We start from the raw sequence: 13811 nt of genomic DNA on the forward strand, positions 1-13811 counted from the left end.
CGATGACCTTCTCCCTTGTCGCCCGCTGCGCCCGGACCGGCATGTTCGGTATCGCGATCTCGTCCTCCTCGCCTGCGGTCGCGGCGCGGTGCTCGTATGCCCGCGCGGGCGTCGGTGCAGTCGCGTCGCAGAACGTCACGGACCCGACCCTGGGTCCGTTGACGCTCGACCTGATGGAAGAAGGCCGGAGCGCGGCAGAAGCGATCGCCGAGGTCCAGAAGCGCGGCCGGTTCATCGAATACCGGCAGGTGCTGGCGGTCGACCGGAACGGGATGACGGCGATCCATTCCGGGCCGAACTCGCTCGGCATCTGGACATCGGCTGAGGCCGAGAACGTCGCGTCGGGCGGCAATCTCCTCGCCAATGACGGCGTGCCCCAGGCGATCGTCGACGGGTTCCTTGCAAGCTCCGGCCATCTGGGCGACCGGCTGATCGCCGCCATGCGCGCCGGCCTTGCTGCCGGCGGCGAGGCGGGGCCGGTTCGTTCGGCAGGGCTCAAGATCGTCGACAAGGTCAGCTGGCCAGTCGCCGACCTGCGCTGCGACTGGACGGAAGATTGCCCGATCGAGGCGATCGCGATGGCCTGGGAGGTCTACAAGCCGCAGCTCGACGCCTATATCCAGCGCGCGCTCGATCCGCGCGCGGCACCGTCCTACGGCGTTCCCGGAGACGAATGAACGAGCGGGCCCGCGATGGCCGATGCAGCCCTCAGGGGCGGGCAGCCATCTACGGTTCGATCCTCGTGCGTTCGGTCATGGCGGGGGCGACCATTCCCGGGATGTAGGAGCGCGATATCCGTGCCTGGCAGTGCGCCTGGAACGCCGCGATCAGCCTGGACTTGGCCAGGGTACGTAGGGTCGCGACCCCGATCGTCATCGGGCGATGCTGCCCCGCCAGCCGGATCGAGACCAGCTTGCGGCCATCGAGTGCCTGGTCGGAGCGCGGACGGACATTGAACAGGGCGTAGCCGGCGCCGTTGGCGACCATCGCCCGGACGACGTCGGGATAGGCTGATCGGGCTGCGATCGTCGGCGTGATGCCGGCGGACATGAACAGGGCGACGAAATACTCCCGGCTCAACGGCAGGTCGAGCAGCACCAGCGGCTGATCGGCAAGCTCGTCCAGCGTCACGGCGCTCTCGCGTGCGAGCGGATGCGTCTCGGCGACGACGATATAGGGCGGCAGGCTGACGAGCTGCGAGAACTCGATGTCCTCCGGAATTTGCAGATCATAGGTCAGGGCCAGATCGATCTCGGACCGTCGCAGCCCCCTGAGCAAATCCTCCTGATGGCCCTCGATATGCAGGATCTTCGTGTCGGGAAAGGCGGAGACGAAGCCCTGCGACAATTCCGGGACCAGCATCGGGGCCAGCGTCACCATGCAGCCCAGGGAGAGCGTGCCGCGGACCAGGCCGCTGGTCTCGTCCGCGACGGTGTAGAGGCTCTCGGCCTGCGCGACGACGCGCTTGGCCTCGGCGAGGAGTGCCCGGCCGACCGGTGTCAGCGACAGCCCCTGGGCATGGTGACGAATGAAGAGCTGGGCCTTCAGCTCGCGTTCGAGATGCGAAATCGCCGTCGAGATCGAGGGTTGGGAAATGTGGATCCGTTCGGAGGCGAGGGTGATGCTGCCCGTTTCGCCGGCCGCGATGAAATATTCCAGCTGACGTAGGGAAAAGCGCATGCGGCAGCATTAAGCACGCGGAGCCCGCGCCGCAAAGCGCGCTCATCTGCCCGAGCCAGGCAGTTTTGTGCCTCAGGCCGCGATCCTGTCGAGCAGCCGCTCCATGAACCGGTCGCAGGCGGCGAGCTGGTCGAGCGTGATGAACTCGTCGGGTTTGTGCCCCTGATCCATCGAGCCCGGGCCGCAGACGAGCGCTGGCACGCCAAGGCGACTGGAGAATAAGCCGCCCTCCGTTCCGAAGGCGACCTTGTGCGTCGCCCCGTCGTCGAGCAGCGCGGCGACGAAGCGGACGGCCTCCGACTCCGCTGGCGTCGCAAGGCCCGGATAATCGTTCAGGCGCTCGATCCGGATCGCGGCCTCGGGATGGGCCGCCCGCTGAGCCGCGGCCAGCGCAGCCGCGTCGTCCATCAGGCCATCGAGGATCGCGGCCGGATCGTCGGCGGCAATGTTGCGGATCTCGAAATCGACGCTGCAGAGCGAAGGCACGATGTTCAGTGCCGTGCCGCCGGTGATCACGCCGGCATGGATCGTCGTGTAGGGAATGTCGTAGTCGTCGTCGCGCGCGCCGCTCTCTGCCAACTCATCCTGCCGCCGCCGCAAGGCTCCGACGAAGTCGCAGGCCAGGTGGATGGCGTTGAGCGCTTTCGGGGCCAGTGCGGAATGGCCGGAAACACCGCAGCAGGTGGCTCTTGCCGCGAGCTTGCCCTTGTGCCCGGTCGCGATGCGCATTCCCGTCGGCTCGCCGATGACCGCGAGCCTGGCAGCGAAGCCCCGGGTGGCAAGGCGGTCGATCAGCGAGCGGACGCCGACGCAGCCGATCTCTTCGTCATGGCTCAGGGCGAGGTGCAGCGGCGTTTCGAGGTTGCGCGATGCGGCGCGGGCGGCCAGCGCCAGTGCCGAGGCGACGAAGCCCTTCATGTCCGCCGTGCCACGCCCGAAGGCGCGGTCGTCGGCGACCCTGAGCTGGAACGGGTCGGAGCTCCAGGGCTGGCCTTCCACCGGCACCACGTCGGTGTGGCCGGACAGCATGATGCCCGGCCGGTCGCGCGGGCCGATGGTCGCGAAGAGATTGGCCTTGCGCCTGCCTTCTGCCTCGACCAGTTCGCTTTCGATGCCGTGCCCGGCGAGAAAGGCGCGCACGAAATCGATCAGCGGGCGGTTGGGGTCCCTGCTGACGGTCGAGAAGGACACCAGCTTTTCGAGGATCGTCAGCGTGTTCATGTCGACAGCTTCGCCTGCATTGCAGCGAGGATCAGAGGTAGAGATGGCGAACGGCGTCGCTGCCCAGAAGCTCTGCTGCAGTGCCGGAGGCGACGACGCGGCCCTTCACCAGCATGATGCCGCGATTGGCGATCGACAGCGCCGTCTCGGCGTTCTGCTCGATCAGGACGACCGTCGTGCCGCGGCGGTTCACCTCGGCGACCGTGTCGAAGTACTCGTCGATCAGCTTGGGCGAGAGGCCGAGCGACGGCTCGTCCATGATGACCAGCTTCGGCTTGCCGACGAGCGCGCGCGCCAGCGCCACCATCGCCTGCTCGCCGCCGGAGAGCGTGCCGGCGCGCTGGCCGATGCGATCACGCACGCGGGGGAAGAGCGTCAGCATCTCGTCCAGCCGGTCGGCGAAATCCGCCTTCAGGCCCTGTGCCTCGTAGCCGAGGCGGATATTGTCGCGGACCGTGATGTCGGCGAAGAGGCGCCGCCCTTCCGGCACGAAGCCGATGCCTAAGCCGCTCAGCGCCTCGGTGCGCAGGCTCGAAAGCTCCCGGCCCATGATCTCGATGCGCCCCTTTGCGAGGGGAAGGAGCGCCGATATCGCGCGGAAGGTCGTGGTCTTGCCGGCGCCGTTGGGGCCGAGGATGCAGACCAGCTCGCCCTCGCCGACGTGGAAGGAGACGTCGCGCAGCATGGCGACGACGCCGTAATTGGTGTCGACCTTGTCAAGCTTGAGCATTCTGCGTCGCCTTTCTGCCGAGATAGGCTTCCTGCACCCGCGGAATGAGACGCACCTCCTCATAGGAGCCCTCGGCCAGCTTCTGGCCGTAGTCGAGCACCAGCACGCGGTGCGGCAGCGAGGCGACGAGGCGCATGTCATGCTCGATGATCATCATCGCGAGCTCCGGCCGCTCGGCGCAGAGCGCGCGGATATCGTCCATCAGCGCATCGGTATCGGCATCGTCCATGCCGGAGGACGGCTCGTCGAGCAGCAGCACCTTGGGCTCGCTCGCCAGCGCGCGGGCGATTTCGAGGCGCCGGCGGTCGGCCTGCGGCAGTTCGGCGGCAGGGCGGTGGCGCTGCTCGTAGAGCCCGCGCGAGACGGCCTTGAGCAGCCGTTCGGCGATGGCGGCCGCCTCGGCGAGCTCCGCTTCGGCCTTGGAGCGCCGCAGGATCGCGTCGAATATCCCGGTCTTCATATGGGTGTGCCGGCCGATGATGACGTTGTCGAGCACCGACAGGTCGCCGAACAGCCGGCTCGACTGGAAGGTGCGGGCAATGCCCTTGCCGACGATGCGGTGCGCCGGCTGGCCATTGAGCCGTTCGCCCGACAGGCGCACCTCGCCGGAGGAGGGGACATAGATGCCGGTGATGATGTTGAGCAGCGTCGACTTGCCGGCGCCGTTGGGGCCGATGATGCCGAGGATCTCGCCCTTGCGCAGGGTGAAGTCGACCTCGGCCATGGCGACGAGGCCGCCGAAGCGCATCGTCAGGCCGGAGCCTTCGAGGATGACGGGAGCGGACATAAGCTCAGCCTCCGTAGCGCCGCAGCCGCTGCGGGAAGATGCCCTGCGGGCGGATCATGAGGAAGGCGATCACGGTCACGCCGAAGAACAGGATGCGGTAGTCGGAAAAGGCACGGAGCTTCTCCGGCAGCATCGTCAGCAGGAAGGCGCCGACGATGACGCCGAGCGTGTTGTCCATGCCGCCGGCGATGACCATCGTCATGATCGTCACCGAGACGAGGAAGGTGAAGTTGTCGGGCGAGATGAAGCCGACATAGAAGGCGTAGATCGTGCCGGCGAAGCCCGCGAGGAAGGCGTCGACCACGAAGGCGAGGACCTTGTACCAGGTCGCGTTGATACCCTGGCAGCGCGCCGCCAGCTCGTCCGCCCGCAGCGCATTCCAGGCGAGCCCGATCCGCGAATGATGCAGCCTGGCGGCAAAGAGGATCGAGACCCCGACGAGCGCGGCCGAGAGATAATAGAAATTCGCCTGCGACGGCAGCGAATGACCGAAGATGACGAGCGGCGAGGCGAAGGAATGCCCGAACAGCTCGGGCGCCGGAATGCCGACCAGCCCGTTCGGGCCGCCGGTGAACTCGAGATTGTTGAGGAGCTGGTGGACGACGACGCCGAAGGCGATGGTGACCAGCGCCAGATAGCTGTCGCGCGTGCGCATCGAGGGCACGCCGAGCACGAAGCCGAAGATCGTCGCGACCACCGCGGCCGCCGGCAGCGCCAGCCAGAAGCTGACATCCCAGTTCAGGGCCAATAGCGCCGAGGCGTAGGCGCCGATGCCGTAGGAGGCGCCGGTCGCGAAGTTCGGAATGTTGGCGCTGCCGAGCTGGAAGTTCAGCGCCAGCGCCAGCACGGCATAGAGCTGCGCGATGATCAGCAGGTGAAGCGCATAGGTGCTCTTCTCCAGCAGGAAGGGGAACAGCAGCACGATCGCTATGCCCAGCAGCGTCGCAAAGCGGCTCTGGGCCGAGAAGGAGCTTTCGATCCGGGCCTCGACGGTGGGCAGACGTTGCAGCCCGACCAGCACGATGGCGAAGAAGCCGAGCAGCCCGACAACCACGCGCCAGTCCTCGGCTAGCAGGAACTGCCTGAGGAAGGCGGCGCTGCCGATCTCGGTGAGCGCAACGATGGAGAGAGCGGTGGCGGCGCCGGAGGTTCCGCGCGTCGCTGTCACGGACACGGACATCGGCTCAGACCTTTTCCACGATTGTGCGGCCGAGCAGGCCGGCCGGCCGGAAGACGAGGACGCAGATGACGAGCAGGAACACGAAGACCAGCCGATAGGAGGCGCCGTTCGGGACGGTGGCCTGCACCAGCGTGTCGAGACCCGCGATGAGCAGGCTGCCGATGATCGCGCCGGGCATGGAGCCCAGCCCGCCAACCACCGCGGCCGAAAAGCCGATCAGGCCGACGTCGACGCTGAAGTCGAAGCGGACGATGCCGGCATACCCGGCGAAGAACAGGCCGCCAATCGCGCCGATGGCCGAGGCGATGAAGAAGGTGATCTGGAAGATCCGCGCCGGCGAGATCGAGATCAGGCGCGCCGCATCCCTGTCCTGCGATACGGCCTTGATGTGCAGGCCCAGCCGCGTCCGCTCGAGCATGTAGAACAGCAGGCCGACCGAGAGAACCGAGACCAGGATCGCGACGAGGTTGAAGGCCGGGATGGTGACGCCGAGGATCTCGATGCTGCCGGGCACGAGCCTGGGTACGGCATGGGGGTTCGACCCCTGCGGGTAGAGATGGCGGATCAGCTCGCGCAGGACGATGCCGAGCGCGACGGTGGCGACCAGCGCCATCATCGCGGGCGCATTCTGGAAGCGCTTGATCACGAGATAATAGAGCACCACGCCGAGCAGGCCGGTGACGATGACGGCCAGCAGTACCGAAAGCACGATGGCGCCTACCGCAGGCGAGCCGCCGAGGGATGCGCTCACCGTCTGTACGGCCGCGAGCGCCAGGAACGGCGCCAGCAACGACACGTCGCCATGCGAGAAATGGATGATGTTGAGGACGCCGAAAAGCAGGCTGAATCCGACCGCGACCAGTGCATAGATCGAGCCGAGCGTGATCCAGTTCAGGAGCTGCTGAACCAGTTGCTCTGTCATTCACGTCCCCTCGTGTTTGCGCCGCCCCAGCCGAGACGTGCCGCAATTGGTTTTCGCTGTGCACCAGAACCGAAGCCGGCAAGAGTCGCAATTTCGGAATCCCTGCTTTGCTTGTCTTGAGGCAAGTCAGGCTCGCCCGTCATTTGCCGGCCTGTGGGGCTCCAGCCGGCCTGCTTCGGCAAAACCGAAGCTTTGGGCGCAAAATATCCGATTTGCTTCGGGTTTCCTGAAGGGCAGATGGTCGAGCCACGATGTCGTCGGTGACGCTCACGGTGCCGGACACATCCAATTCCTTGAGGAGGGGATCATGCCTTTCAACCCGAATACCGGAGACAAGTCCCTGGGCGCGTTCATCCGCGCGGCCATCGTCGGGACGGCGCTCGCCTTAGCGTCGACCACCGCCATGGCGCAAGAAACCATCAAGCTGGGCTTCATCGGCCCGCTGAGCGGCGGCAACGCACAGCAGGGCCTGTCGGCCCGCAACGGCTTCCAGCTTGCGATCGATCAGGCCAACGCCTCCGGCCTGCCCTTCAAGATCGAGCCGGTCATCCTCGATGACGCCGCCAACCCGCAGACCGGCGTCGCGGCCGCGATCAAGCTCACCAACGATCTGCAGGTCGTCGCCGCGGCCGGCCACTGGAACAGCGGCGTCGCGCTGGCGACGATCCCGGTGTTCCAGCGTGCGGGCGTGCCCTTCATCGTCTGGGGTGCGATCTCGCCGAAGATCACCGAGCGCAACAACCCGATGGTCTCGCGCGTCGCGACGACGCTGGTGAACACCAACGAGCCGCTGGCCAAATGGGCGGCGGAGAAGGTCGGCAAGAAGATCGCGATCGTCTCCGATACGAGCGATTACGGCGCGGCCAATACCCAGAACTTCGAGAAGTTCTACAAGACCGCCGGCGGCAGCATCATCGCCACCGAGGCCGCTCCCGTCGGCACGACCGATTTCCGTGCGCTGCTGACGAAGATCAAAGCCGCGTCCCCCGATGCGATCTATTTCGGCGGCGTCGTGACCGAAGCCGGGCTGGTGCGCCAGCAGATGGTCGAGCTCGGCATGAAGCAGCCGATGATCGGCGTCGACGGTTTCCACGATCCGGCCTTCATCAAGATCGCCGCCGCTGCCGCCGAAGGCACGGTCGTCGGCATCGCCAAGGAGAAAGACAATCCGCAGGTCGCGAAGCTCAGGGACGACTATGCGGCCGCCAAGTTCGCCGAGCCGTCGACGACCTACACCAAGAACGCCTACGACACGGCGAACATCCTGATCGCCGCGATCAAGAAGGCCGGCACCAAGGACAAGGTCGCGATCGCCAAGGCCATCCGTGAGACCCAGCATGACGGCGCACTGGGGCACACCAGCTTCGACGAGAACGGCCAGACCAAGCTGCCGGTCGAACTCGAACTGCGCACGGTGAAGAACGGCGCCTGGGCGGCCTACTGATCCCAGCCGTAGCCGGGGCGGCTTCACAGGCTGCGCCGAAGGATCATTGTCGACTTCGGAAGGGGCTCGCGGACGACGCGGGCCCTTTTCTTTGATCGCCTGCATCCTGGTCAAGCGGCGTTCGCGCCGGACCGGAAAGCGCTGTATCTGATATGGCATTGTGAGATTCGGCAGATCCCCAGGCAGGTTTGATGATCCGGTTCGACGAAATCGGTGAGCGCCTGAAGGCCTACCGCCTGGGGCGGGGGCTTTTGGCCGAAGACGTTGCCGAGCGGCTCGGAATCTCGCGGGCGGCGGTCTATCGGATCGAAGGCGGCGGCGTCGTCAAGATCGAAACCCTGGAACGGCTGGCGGTGTTGCTGGAGACGACCGTCGCCTCGCTGCTCGGGGCCGGCGTTGAATATTATTCCAGCCCGATCAGCTATTTCGAGCGGATGCGGCAGATCGAGGAGCAGGCAGACCAGGTCATCGCCCACTTCCCGCCGCTGTCCTATCTGCTGACCTCGGACGACTACTCCGGCTATTTGCGGCAAACCCTCATCGAAGCGCTTCCGTCTCACATAACCGAGCGCGAGCAGGCGATCGGGGAAATCGACGCGATCATCGCGATCCTCGATGATCGCAAGCGGGCGCGCAAACGGCGCCGGCTGAGTGTCGTCAATTTCGTCAACGTCCTCGAGATCGAACGCTGGCTCAAGCTCGGTGTCGTCGGCCGGTTCAACCTGCCCGATAGCGAGCTGACCCGGCGGCGGCTGGCCGCACGAACCGAGATCGAGCACCTGATAGGCCTGATCGAGAGCGAGCCGATGGGGGTCCAGATCGGCCTGATCGAGGAGACGCTGCCGAACATCACGTTCCAGCTGTTCCGCACCTCGGAAAAGACGCTGCTTGGACTGAGCCCGTTTCGCCTGGGCGGCGAGTTGCCGAACATCCGGTCGGGCATCGCGATGCTGACCGCGGATGAGGAACCGGTGCGTCTCTACGAGGAGATCGCCAACGATCTTTGGCGCCGCGCTTTGAAGGGCAGCGAGGCCGGAGCGGTGCTGCGGGCCGCGATCGAGCGCTCGGGGATAGCACGGCCTGCAATCCGAAGGCCGTCATCGAACCTGGTCTGATATCTGCCCGATGCCCGGATGCAGCGGCGGCGCCCGAGTGCGCCGGGAGTGTCGCAAAATTGAGATTAGTATTGCAATTGAGATTACATCGTGAGATAGGTGACTGAGAAACGGCGTTGGGCCTGCCCGGCGCAGACGGGATTATCCGCGGCCGAGATTGATCCTTCGGCCGCCAAGAGACGCATCCAGGCGTCCTGAGAACGACGGGCGAACGCCCAAACTCCAGTGATTTTGAACGGGCCGGAAGCGGCGCGCGGAAGGCGCGCGCCGATCTATTTGCGTTTCAGCACGCAACGAAAAAAGCAAAACGGGGGAATTCACCGTGAGTGACAGTCAGGCAGCCATGAGCGGCTCCATCGCCATCTCCTCTCCGACCGAAGTCGACAGCAAGGCCCGCAAGGCCCTGTGGGGCGCTGCCATCGGCTATGCCATGGACGGCTTCGACCTGCTGATCCTCGGTTTCATGCTGCGGACGATCTCGGCCGATCTGCAGCTCACCCAGGGCCAGGCCGCCTCGCTCGTCACCGCCACGCTGATCGGCGCGGTGCTTGGCGGCATTGGCTTCGGCATGCTCTCGGACCGCATCGGCCGCGTCCGCGTCCTGACCTGGACCATCGTCCTCTTCGCTGTCTTCACCGGCATGTGCGCGCTGGCGCAGGGCTATTGGGACCTGCTGATCTACCGCACCATCGCCGGCCTTGGCCTCGGCGGTGAATTCGGCATCGGCATGGCCCTGGTCGCCGAGGCCTGGCCGGCCTCGAAGCGGGCGCGGGCGTCGTCCTATGTCGGCCTCGGCTGGCAGGTCGGGGTGCTGGCGGCAGCGATCGCCACCCCCATCCTGCTGCCGACGATCGGCTGGCGCGGCATGTTCGCCATCGGCATCCTGCCGGCTGTCGCGGCCTACTTCATTCGCCACTCGCTGCACGAGCCCGAGGTCTTCGTCGCCCGTTCCAAGGATCGGCCGAAGGAGTCGGCGCTGCGCCTGCTGGTCAAGGACTGGGACACCACCAAGCTGAGCCTCGGCATGGTCGTGCTCTGCTCGGTCCAGAACTTCGGCTATTACGGCGTGATGATCTGGTTGCCGAATTATCTGGCGACCCGCTTCGGCTTCGCCCTGACACAGTCTGCCGTCTGGACCTCGGTCACCATCGCCGGCATGGCGGTCGGCATCTACGCCTTCGGCCATATCGCCGATCGCATCGGGCGCCGCCCGGCCTTCTTCGGCTACATGCTCGGCGCCGCCGTGATGGTCATCGTCTATTCGCGGCTGACCGATCCGTTCCAGCTCCTGGTCGCCGGCGCAGTCATGGGCTTCTTCGTCAACGGCATGCTCGGCGGCTATGGCGCGCTGATCAGCGAGCTCTTCCCGACGACGGCGCGCGCGACGGCGCAGAACGTGCTGTTCAATATCGGGCGCGGCGTCGGCGGCTTCGGACCGCTCGTCGTCGGGACGATCGCGGCAGCCTACAGCTTCGAGCTGGCGATCGCGCTGCTGGCGACGCTCTATCTGCTCGACATCCTCGCCATGTGGTTCCTGATTCCGGAGCGACGCGGCGCCGAGCTTGCCTGACGGCAAGGGCATCGTCATGTCGATCCAGCTCGATCAGTCTCACATGGCCGCGCGGCCCATCGCGACCGCAGCAGGCAGCGCCTGCTCGGGCGCACCATGGAAGGCGAGCATCGTCGCCGAGCTCGCCGAGGTCGTGCAGAACGAGGCTGTGAATGCCGAGTACCGGCACCTCGTGGTGGACTGCAGTAAAGAGGCCGCGCAAGCGCAGCCGGGACAGTTCTTCCAGCTGCTCTGCCCGCAGCCGGCGGGCGAGCAGCCCTTCCTGCGCCGGCCGATGAGCCTTTACGGCGCCGACCCCGACAAGCGTCAGATCGAGTTCCTCTACAAGGTGACGGGCGCCGGCACGCGCGGGCTCGATACGCTGAAGCCGGGCGATCGGCTCGACATCATGGGGCCGCTCGGCGTCGGCTTCACGCTGGATCCGGGCTGGCGCCACATCGTCGCGGTCGGACGCGGGGCGGGGCTGGCGACGCTCGCCCCGCTCGCCAGGGCGGCGAAGGCCAATGGCACGCAGGTGACCGCGGTCTTCAGCGCAAGGCGGCCCGACCTCCTCGTCTCCGTCGACCTCTTCCATCGCCATGGTGCCGACGTCATCGCCGTCACCGATGCCGAGCAGACCAGCGGGCCTGCCAATGTCGAGCGCATCCTGCGCCGCCTTGTCGCCGACGGCCGCTGCGATGCCTTCTTCACCTGCGGCTCGAGCCGGCTGATGCGGGTGCAGCAGCGCCTGGCGCGCGAGTTCGGGCTGCCCGGGCAGGTCGCGATGGAGCAGCAAATGGCCTGCGGAATCGGCCTTTGCTACTGCTGCGTGCGCGACTTCAACGTCAATGGCGAGATCGTCAACCGGCGCGTCTGCTGGGACGGCCCGGTCTTCGACCTGATGGAGGCGCTGCCATGAGCATAACTCCCAATGTCGACCTCTCAGTCGCGATCGGCGGGCTTAACCTGCGCAATCCGGTCATGCCGGCGTCCGGCACCTTCGCCGAGGGGCTGGAGAAGGTGATGGACTTCAACCGGCTCGGTGCCTTCGTCACCAAGACGATCACCCGTGAACTGCGCGCCGGAAATCCGCTGCCGCGCGTAGTCGAGCGGCCGGGCGGGTTGATCAACGCCATCGGCATCCCATCGAAGGGCGTGCCTTATTTCATCGAGACGATCATGCCGCATTACGCGGCCTACGACACGCCGCTGGTCGTCTCGATCTCGGCGCCGACGGCGGAAGGCTTCGCCAGCCTTGCGGCGGAGCTCTCGATCCCCGGCGTCGCCGCGATCGAGGCCAACATCTCCTGCCCGAACATCGAGGAGGACGGCAAGGCCTTCGCGATGCGGGCGCAATCGACCGAGAAGGTGACGCGCCTGCTGCGCGCTGCGACCGAGCTGCCACTCTGGGTCAAGCTCACGCCCAATACCGGCGACGTGCCCGAGGTGGCGCGCGCTGCCGAGGCCGCGGGCGCTGATGCGGTCGTGGTCGCCAATACCATCCTGTCGATGGCGATCGACCTGAAGAGCTTCAAGCCCTGCCTCGGCAACATCATGGGCGGGCTCTCGGGACCGGCGATCAAGCCGATCGTGCTGCGCCAGGTCTTCCAATGCGCCAAGGCAGTGAAGATCCCGGTGATCGGTTGCGGCGGCATCTCCACCGCCGAGGACGCGATCGAGTACATGCTCGCTGGCGCCAGCGCGGTGCAGGTCGGCACGGCGACCTTCCTGCAGCCGGCGGCGATGACGACGATCATCGACGGGCTCAGAAGCTTCTGCCTGCATCGCGAGATTCCGCGTGTCACCGATCTGATCCGCGGCGTCGTGATCGAGGAGGCTGACGAGCCCGATCTCGCCTGGCTGGACCCGGTCTCGTGACCGCGCAACCTGCCGCGATGCGCAACATCTTCAGCGGTGACGAGCGCGACCGCGCCCTGTCGGTGATCCTCTTCGACGCCCTGCGCGAGGCCACGGGCGACGGCGTCGGCATCACTCGCGAAGCCTATAGCGAGCGCGAGTCGCTGGCGCTCGACATCGTCGAGGCGAAAGCGCGCGAGCTCGGTCTCGCGACAGAGCGCGACGCCGGCGCCAACCTCGTTATCACGCTGGAGGGCCGCGAGCCGGAGCTGCCCTTCCTCGCCTGCGGCTCGCATCTCGATTCCGTGCCGCAGGGCGGCAATTTCGACGGCGCGGCCGGTGTCATCGCCGGCCTTGCCATCATCGCCCGCTTCAAGGACGAGGGCTTCGTTCCGCGCCGGACCATCAAGGTCTACGGGCTGCGCGGCGAGGAGAGCGCCCGCTTCGGCAAGGCCTATATGGGCTCCAGCGCCCTGTTCGGGAAACTCTCGGCGGCCGATCTTGCCGTGCGCGACCATGCCAGCGGGCAAAGCCTGGCGGAGTGCATGGCCTCCGTCGGCGTCGACATGGCCCGCGTCGAGAGGGCTGAGCCGCTGCTTGATCCCGCTGATGTTGCAGCCTGGATCGAACTCCATATCGAGCAGGGCCCGGTGCTGGTGGCGCGCGACCTGCCGGTCGGCATCGTCACCGGCATCCGCGGCAATGTCCGGCATCGCACCGTTGAATGCCTCGGCGAGGCCGGCCATTCCGGCGCGGTGCCGCGCTGGCTGCGGCGCGATGCGGTCTTCGCCACTGCCGAATTGATCACCCATCTCGACCGGCACTGGCGTACGCTGCTGGAGCGCGGCCGCGACGTCGTCATAACGGCGGGCGTGCTCGGCACCGATCCGCAGGAGCACGCGATCGCGCGGATTCCCGGTTTGGTGCGCTTCTCCTTCGAGGTGCGCAGCCAGGACCGCGAGACGCTGGAGGCCTTCTACGACCTCTTCCTCTCGGAGTGCGGCTTGGTCGGCGAGGAGAGGGGGGTCGAGTTCCGTGTCGATCGGCGGCTCGAATCCGCTCCCGCCGTGATGGATGCGGGCTGGATCACCAGGCTCAAAACTGCCGCGCGCAATCTCGGCCTGCCCGACGAGGAGATTCCGAGCGGCGCCGGCCATGATGCGGCGGTCTTCGCCAATGTCGGCATCCCCAGTGCGATGATCTTCGTGCGCAACGAGCACGGTTCGCATAATCCCAATGAGGCGATGGCGATCGATGATTTCCTCGCCGGCGTCGCGGTGATGCGCGATGCCATCAGGGAGGCTGTGCGGTGAGCATTTCAACCTT

At 66.5% G+C, this 13811-nt stretch carries 13 protein-coding genes; 7 read left to right on the plus strand and 6 right to left on the minus strand.

What is annotated here, in order from left to right; all coding sequences use genetic code 11:
• The first annotated feature begins 2 nt into the window (after positions 1-2).
• Complete coding sequence (locus ACSQ24_RS02400) at positions 3-677, plus strand: DUF1028 domain-containing protein (protein WP_436093137.1); 675 nt, start codon at positions 3-5, stop codon at positions 675-677.
• 49 nt (positions 678-726) lie between these two features.
• Here ACSQ24_RS02400 and ACSQ24_RS02405 read toward each other — a convergent pair whose 3' ends face one another.
• The 6 genes from ACSQ24_RS02405 to ACSQ24_RS02430 all read right to left on the minus strand — a co-directional run bounded on the left by ACSQ24_RS02405 (position 727) and on the right by ACSQ24_RS02430 (position 6520).
• Complete coding sequence (locus ACSQ24_RS02405; RefSeq protein WP_436093138.1) at positions 727-1680, minus strand: LysR family transcriptional regulator; 954 nt, start codon at positions 1678-1680, stop codon at positions 727-729.
• Positions 1681-1752: 72 nt separating this feature from the next.
• Positions 1753-2901: an acetylornithine deacetylase gene (gene argE / locus ACSQ24_RS02410; protein WP_436093139.1), complete on the minus strand. Its 1149-nt coding sequence runs from the start codon at positions 2899-2901 to the stop codon at positions 1753-1755.
• 31 nt (positions 2902-2932) lie between these two features.
• The gene (locus ACSQ24_RS02415; protein WP_284171972.1) at positions 2933-3631 is read right to left on the minus strand and encodes an ABC transporter ATP-binding protein; all 699 of its coding nucleotides are present in this window, start codon (positions 3629-3631) and stop codon (positions 2933-2935) included.
• A complete protein-coding gene (locus ACSQ24_RS02420) occupies positions 3618-4418 on the minus strand; it encodes an ABC transporter ATP-binding protein (RefSeq protein ID WP_436093140.1) in 801 nt (266 codons plus the stop codon). Before ACSQ24_RS02420 ends, ACSQ24_RS02415 begins: the two co-directional genes overlap by 14 nt.
• Before the next feature lie 4 nt (positions 4419-4422).
• Positions 4423-5598: a branched-chain amino acid ABC transporter permease gene (locus ACSQ24_RS02425; RefSeq protein WP_436093141.1), complete on the minus strand. Its 1176-nt coding sequence runs from the start codon at positions 5596-5598 to the stop codon at positions 4423-4425.
• A 4-nt stretch (positions 5599-5602) separates the two neighbouring features.
• On the minus strand, positions 5603-6520 hold the full coding sequence (locus ACSQ24_RS02430) for a branched-chain amino acid ABC transporter permease (protein ID WP_436093142.1): 918 nt from the start codon (positions 6518-6520) through the stop codon (positions 5603-5605).
• 307 nt (positions 6521-6827) lie between these two features.
• On the opposite strand from ACSQ24_RS02430, the gene ACSQ24_RS02435 reads away from it, so the two are divergent.
• The 6 genes from ACSQ24_RS02435 to ACSQ24_RS02460 all read left to right on the plus strand — a co-directional run bounded on the left by ACSQ24_RS02435 (position 6828) and on the right by ACSQ24_RS02460 (position 13798).
• Complete coding sequence (locus ACSQ24_RS02435; protein ID WP_436093143.1) at positions 6828-7964, plus strand: branched-chain amino acid ABC transporter substrate-binding protein; 1137 nt, start codon at positions 6828-6830, stop codon at positions 7962-7964.
• Between the two features lie 191 nt (positions 7965-8155).
• Entirely contained in the window at positions 8156-9079 is a 924-nt protein-coding gene (locus ACSQ24_RS02440) for a helix-turn-helix domain-containing protein (RefSeq protein ID WP_436093144.1), read from the plus strand.
• A 343-nt stretch (positions 9080-9422) separates the two neighbouring features.
• Positions 9423-10649, plus strand: a complete 1227-nt coding sequence (locus ACSQ24_RS02445) for an MFS transporter (protein WP_436093145.1) — start codon at positions 9423-9425, stop codon at positions 10647-10649.
• A complete protein-coding gene (locus ACSQ24_RS02450; protein WP_436093146.1) occupies positions 10642-11547 on the plus strand; it encodes a dihydroorotate dehydrogenase electron transfer subunit in 906 nt (301 codons plus the stop codon). The genes ACSQ24_RS02445 and ACSQ24_RS02450 overlap by 8 nt, the downstream gene beginning before the upstream one ends.
• Positions 11544-12506: a dihydroorotate dehydrogenase gene (locus tag ACSQ24_RS02455; protein ID WP_436093147.1), complete on the plus strand. Its 963-nt coding sequence runs from the start codon at positions 11544-11546 to the stop codon at positions 12504-12506. Before ACSQ24_RS02450 ends, ACSQ24_RS02455 begins: the two co-directional genes overlap by 4 nt.
• Positions 12503-13798 carry a Zn-dependent hydrolase gene (locus tag ACSQ24_RS02460; RefSeq protein WP_436093148.1) on the plus strand — a complete coding sequence of 432 codons (1296 nt, stop codon included), beginning with the start codon at positions 12503-12505 and terminating at the stop codon, positions 13796-13798. Before ACSQ24_RS02455 ends, ACSQ24_RS02460 begins: the two co-directional genes overlap by 4 nt.
• Positions 13799-13811: the final 13 nt, after the last annotated feature.

This window comes from Allobosea sp. LjRoot237, assembly GCF_964253285.1.
GTDB lineage: Bacteria > Pseudomonadota > Alphaproteobacteria > Rhizobiales > Beijerinckiaceae > Allobosea.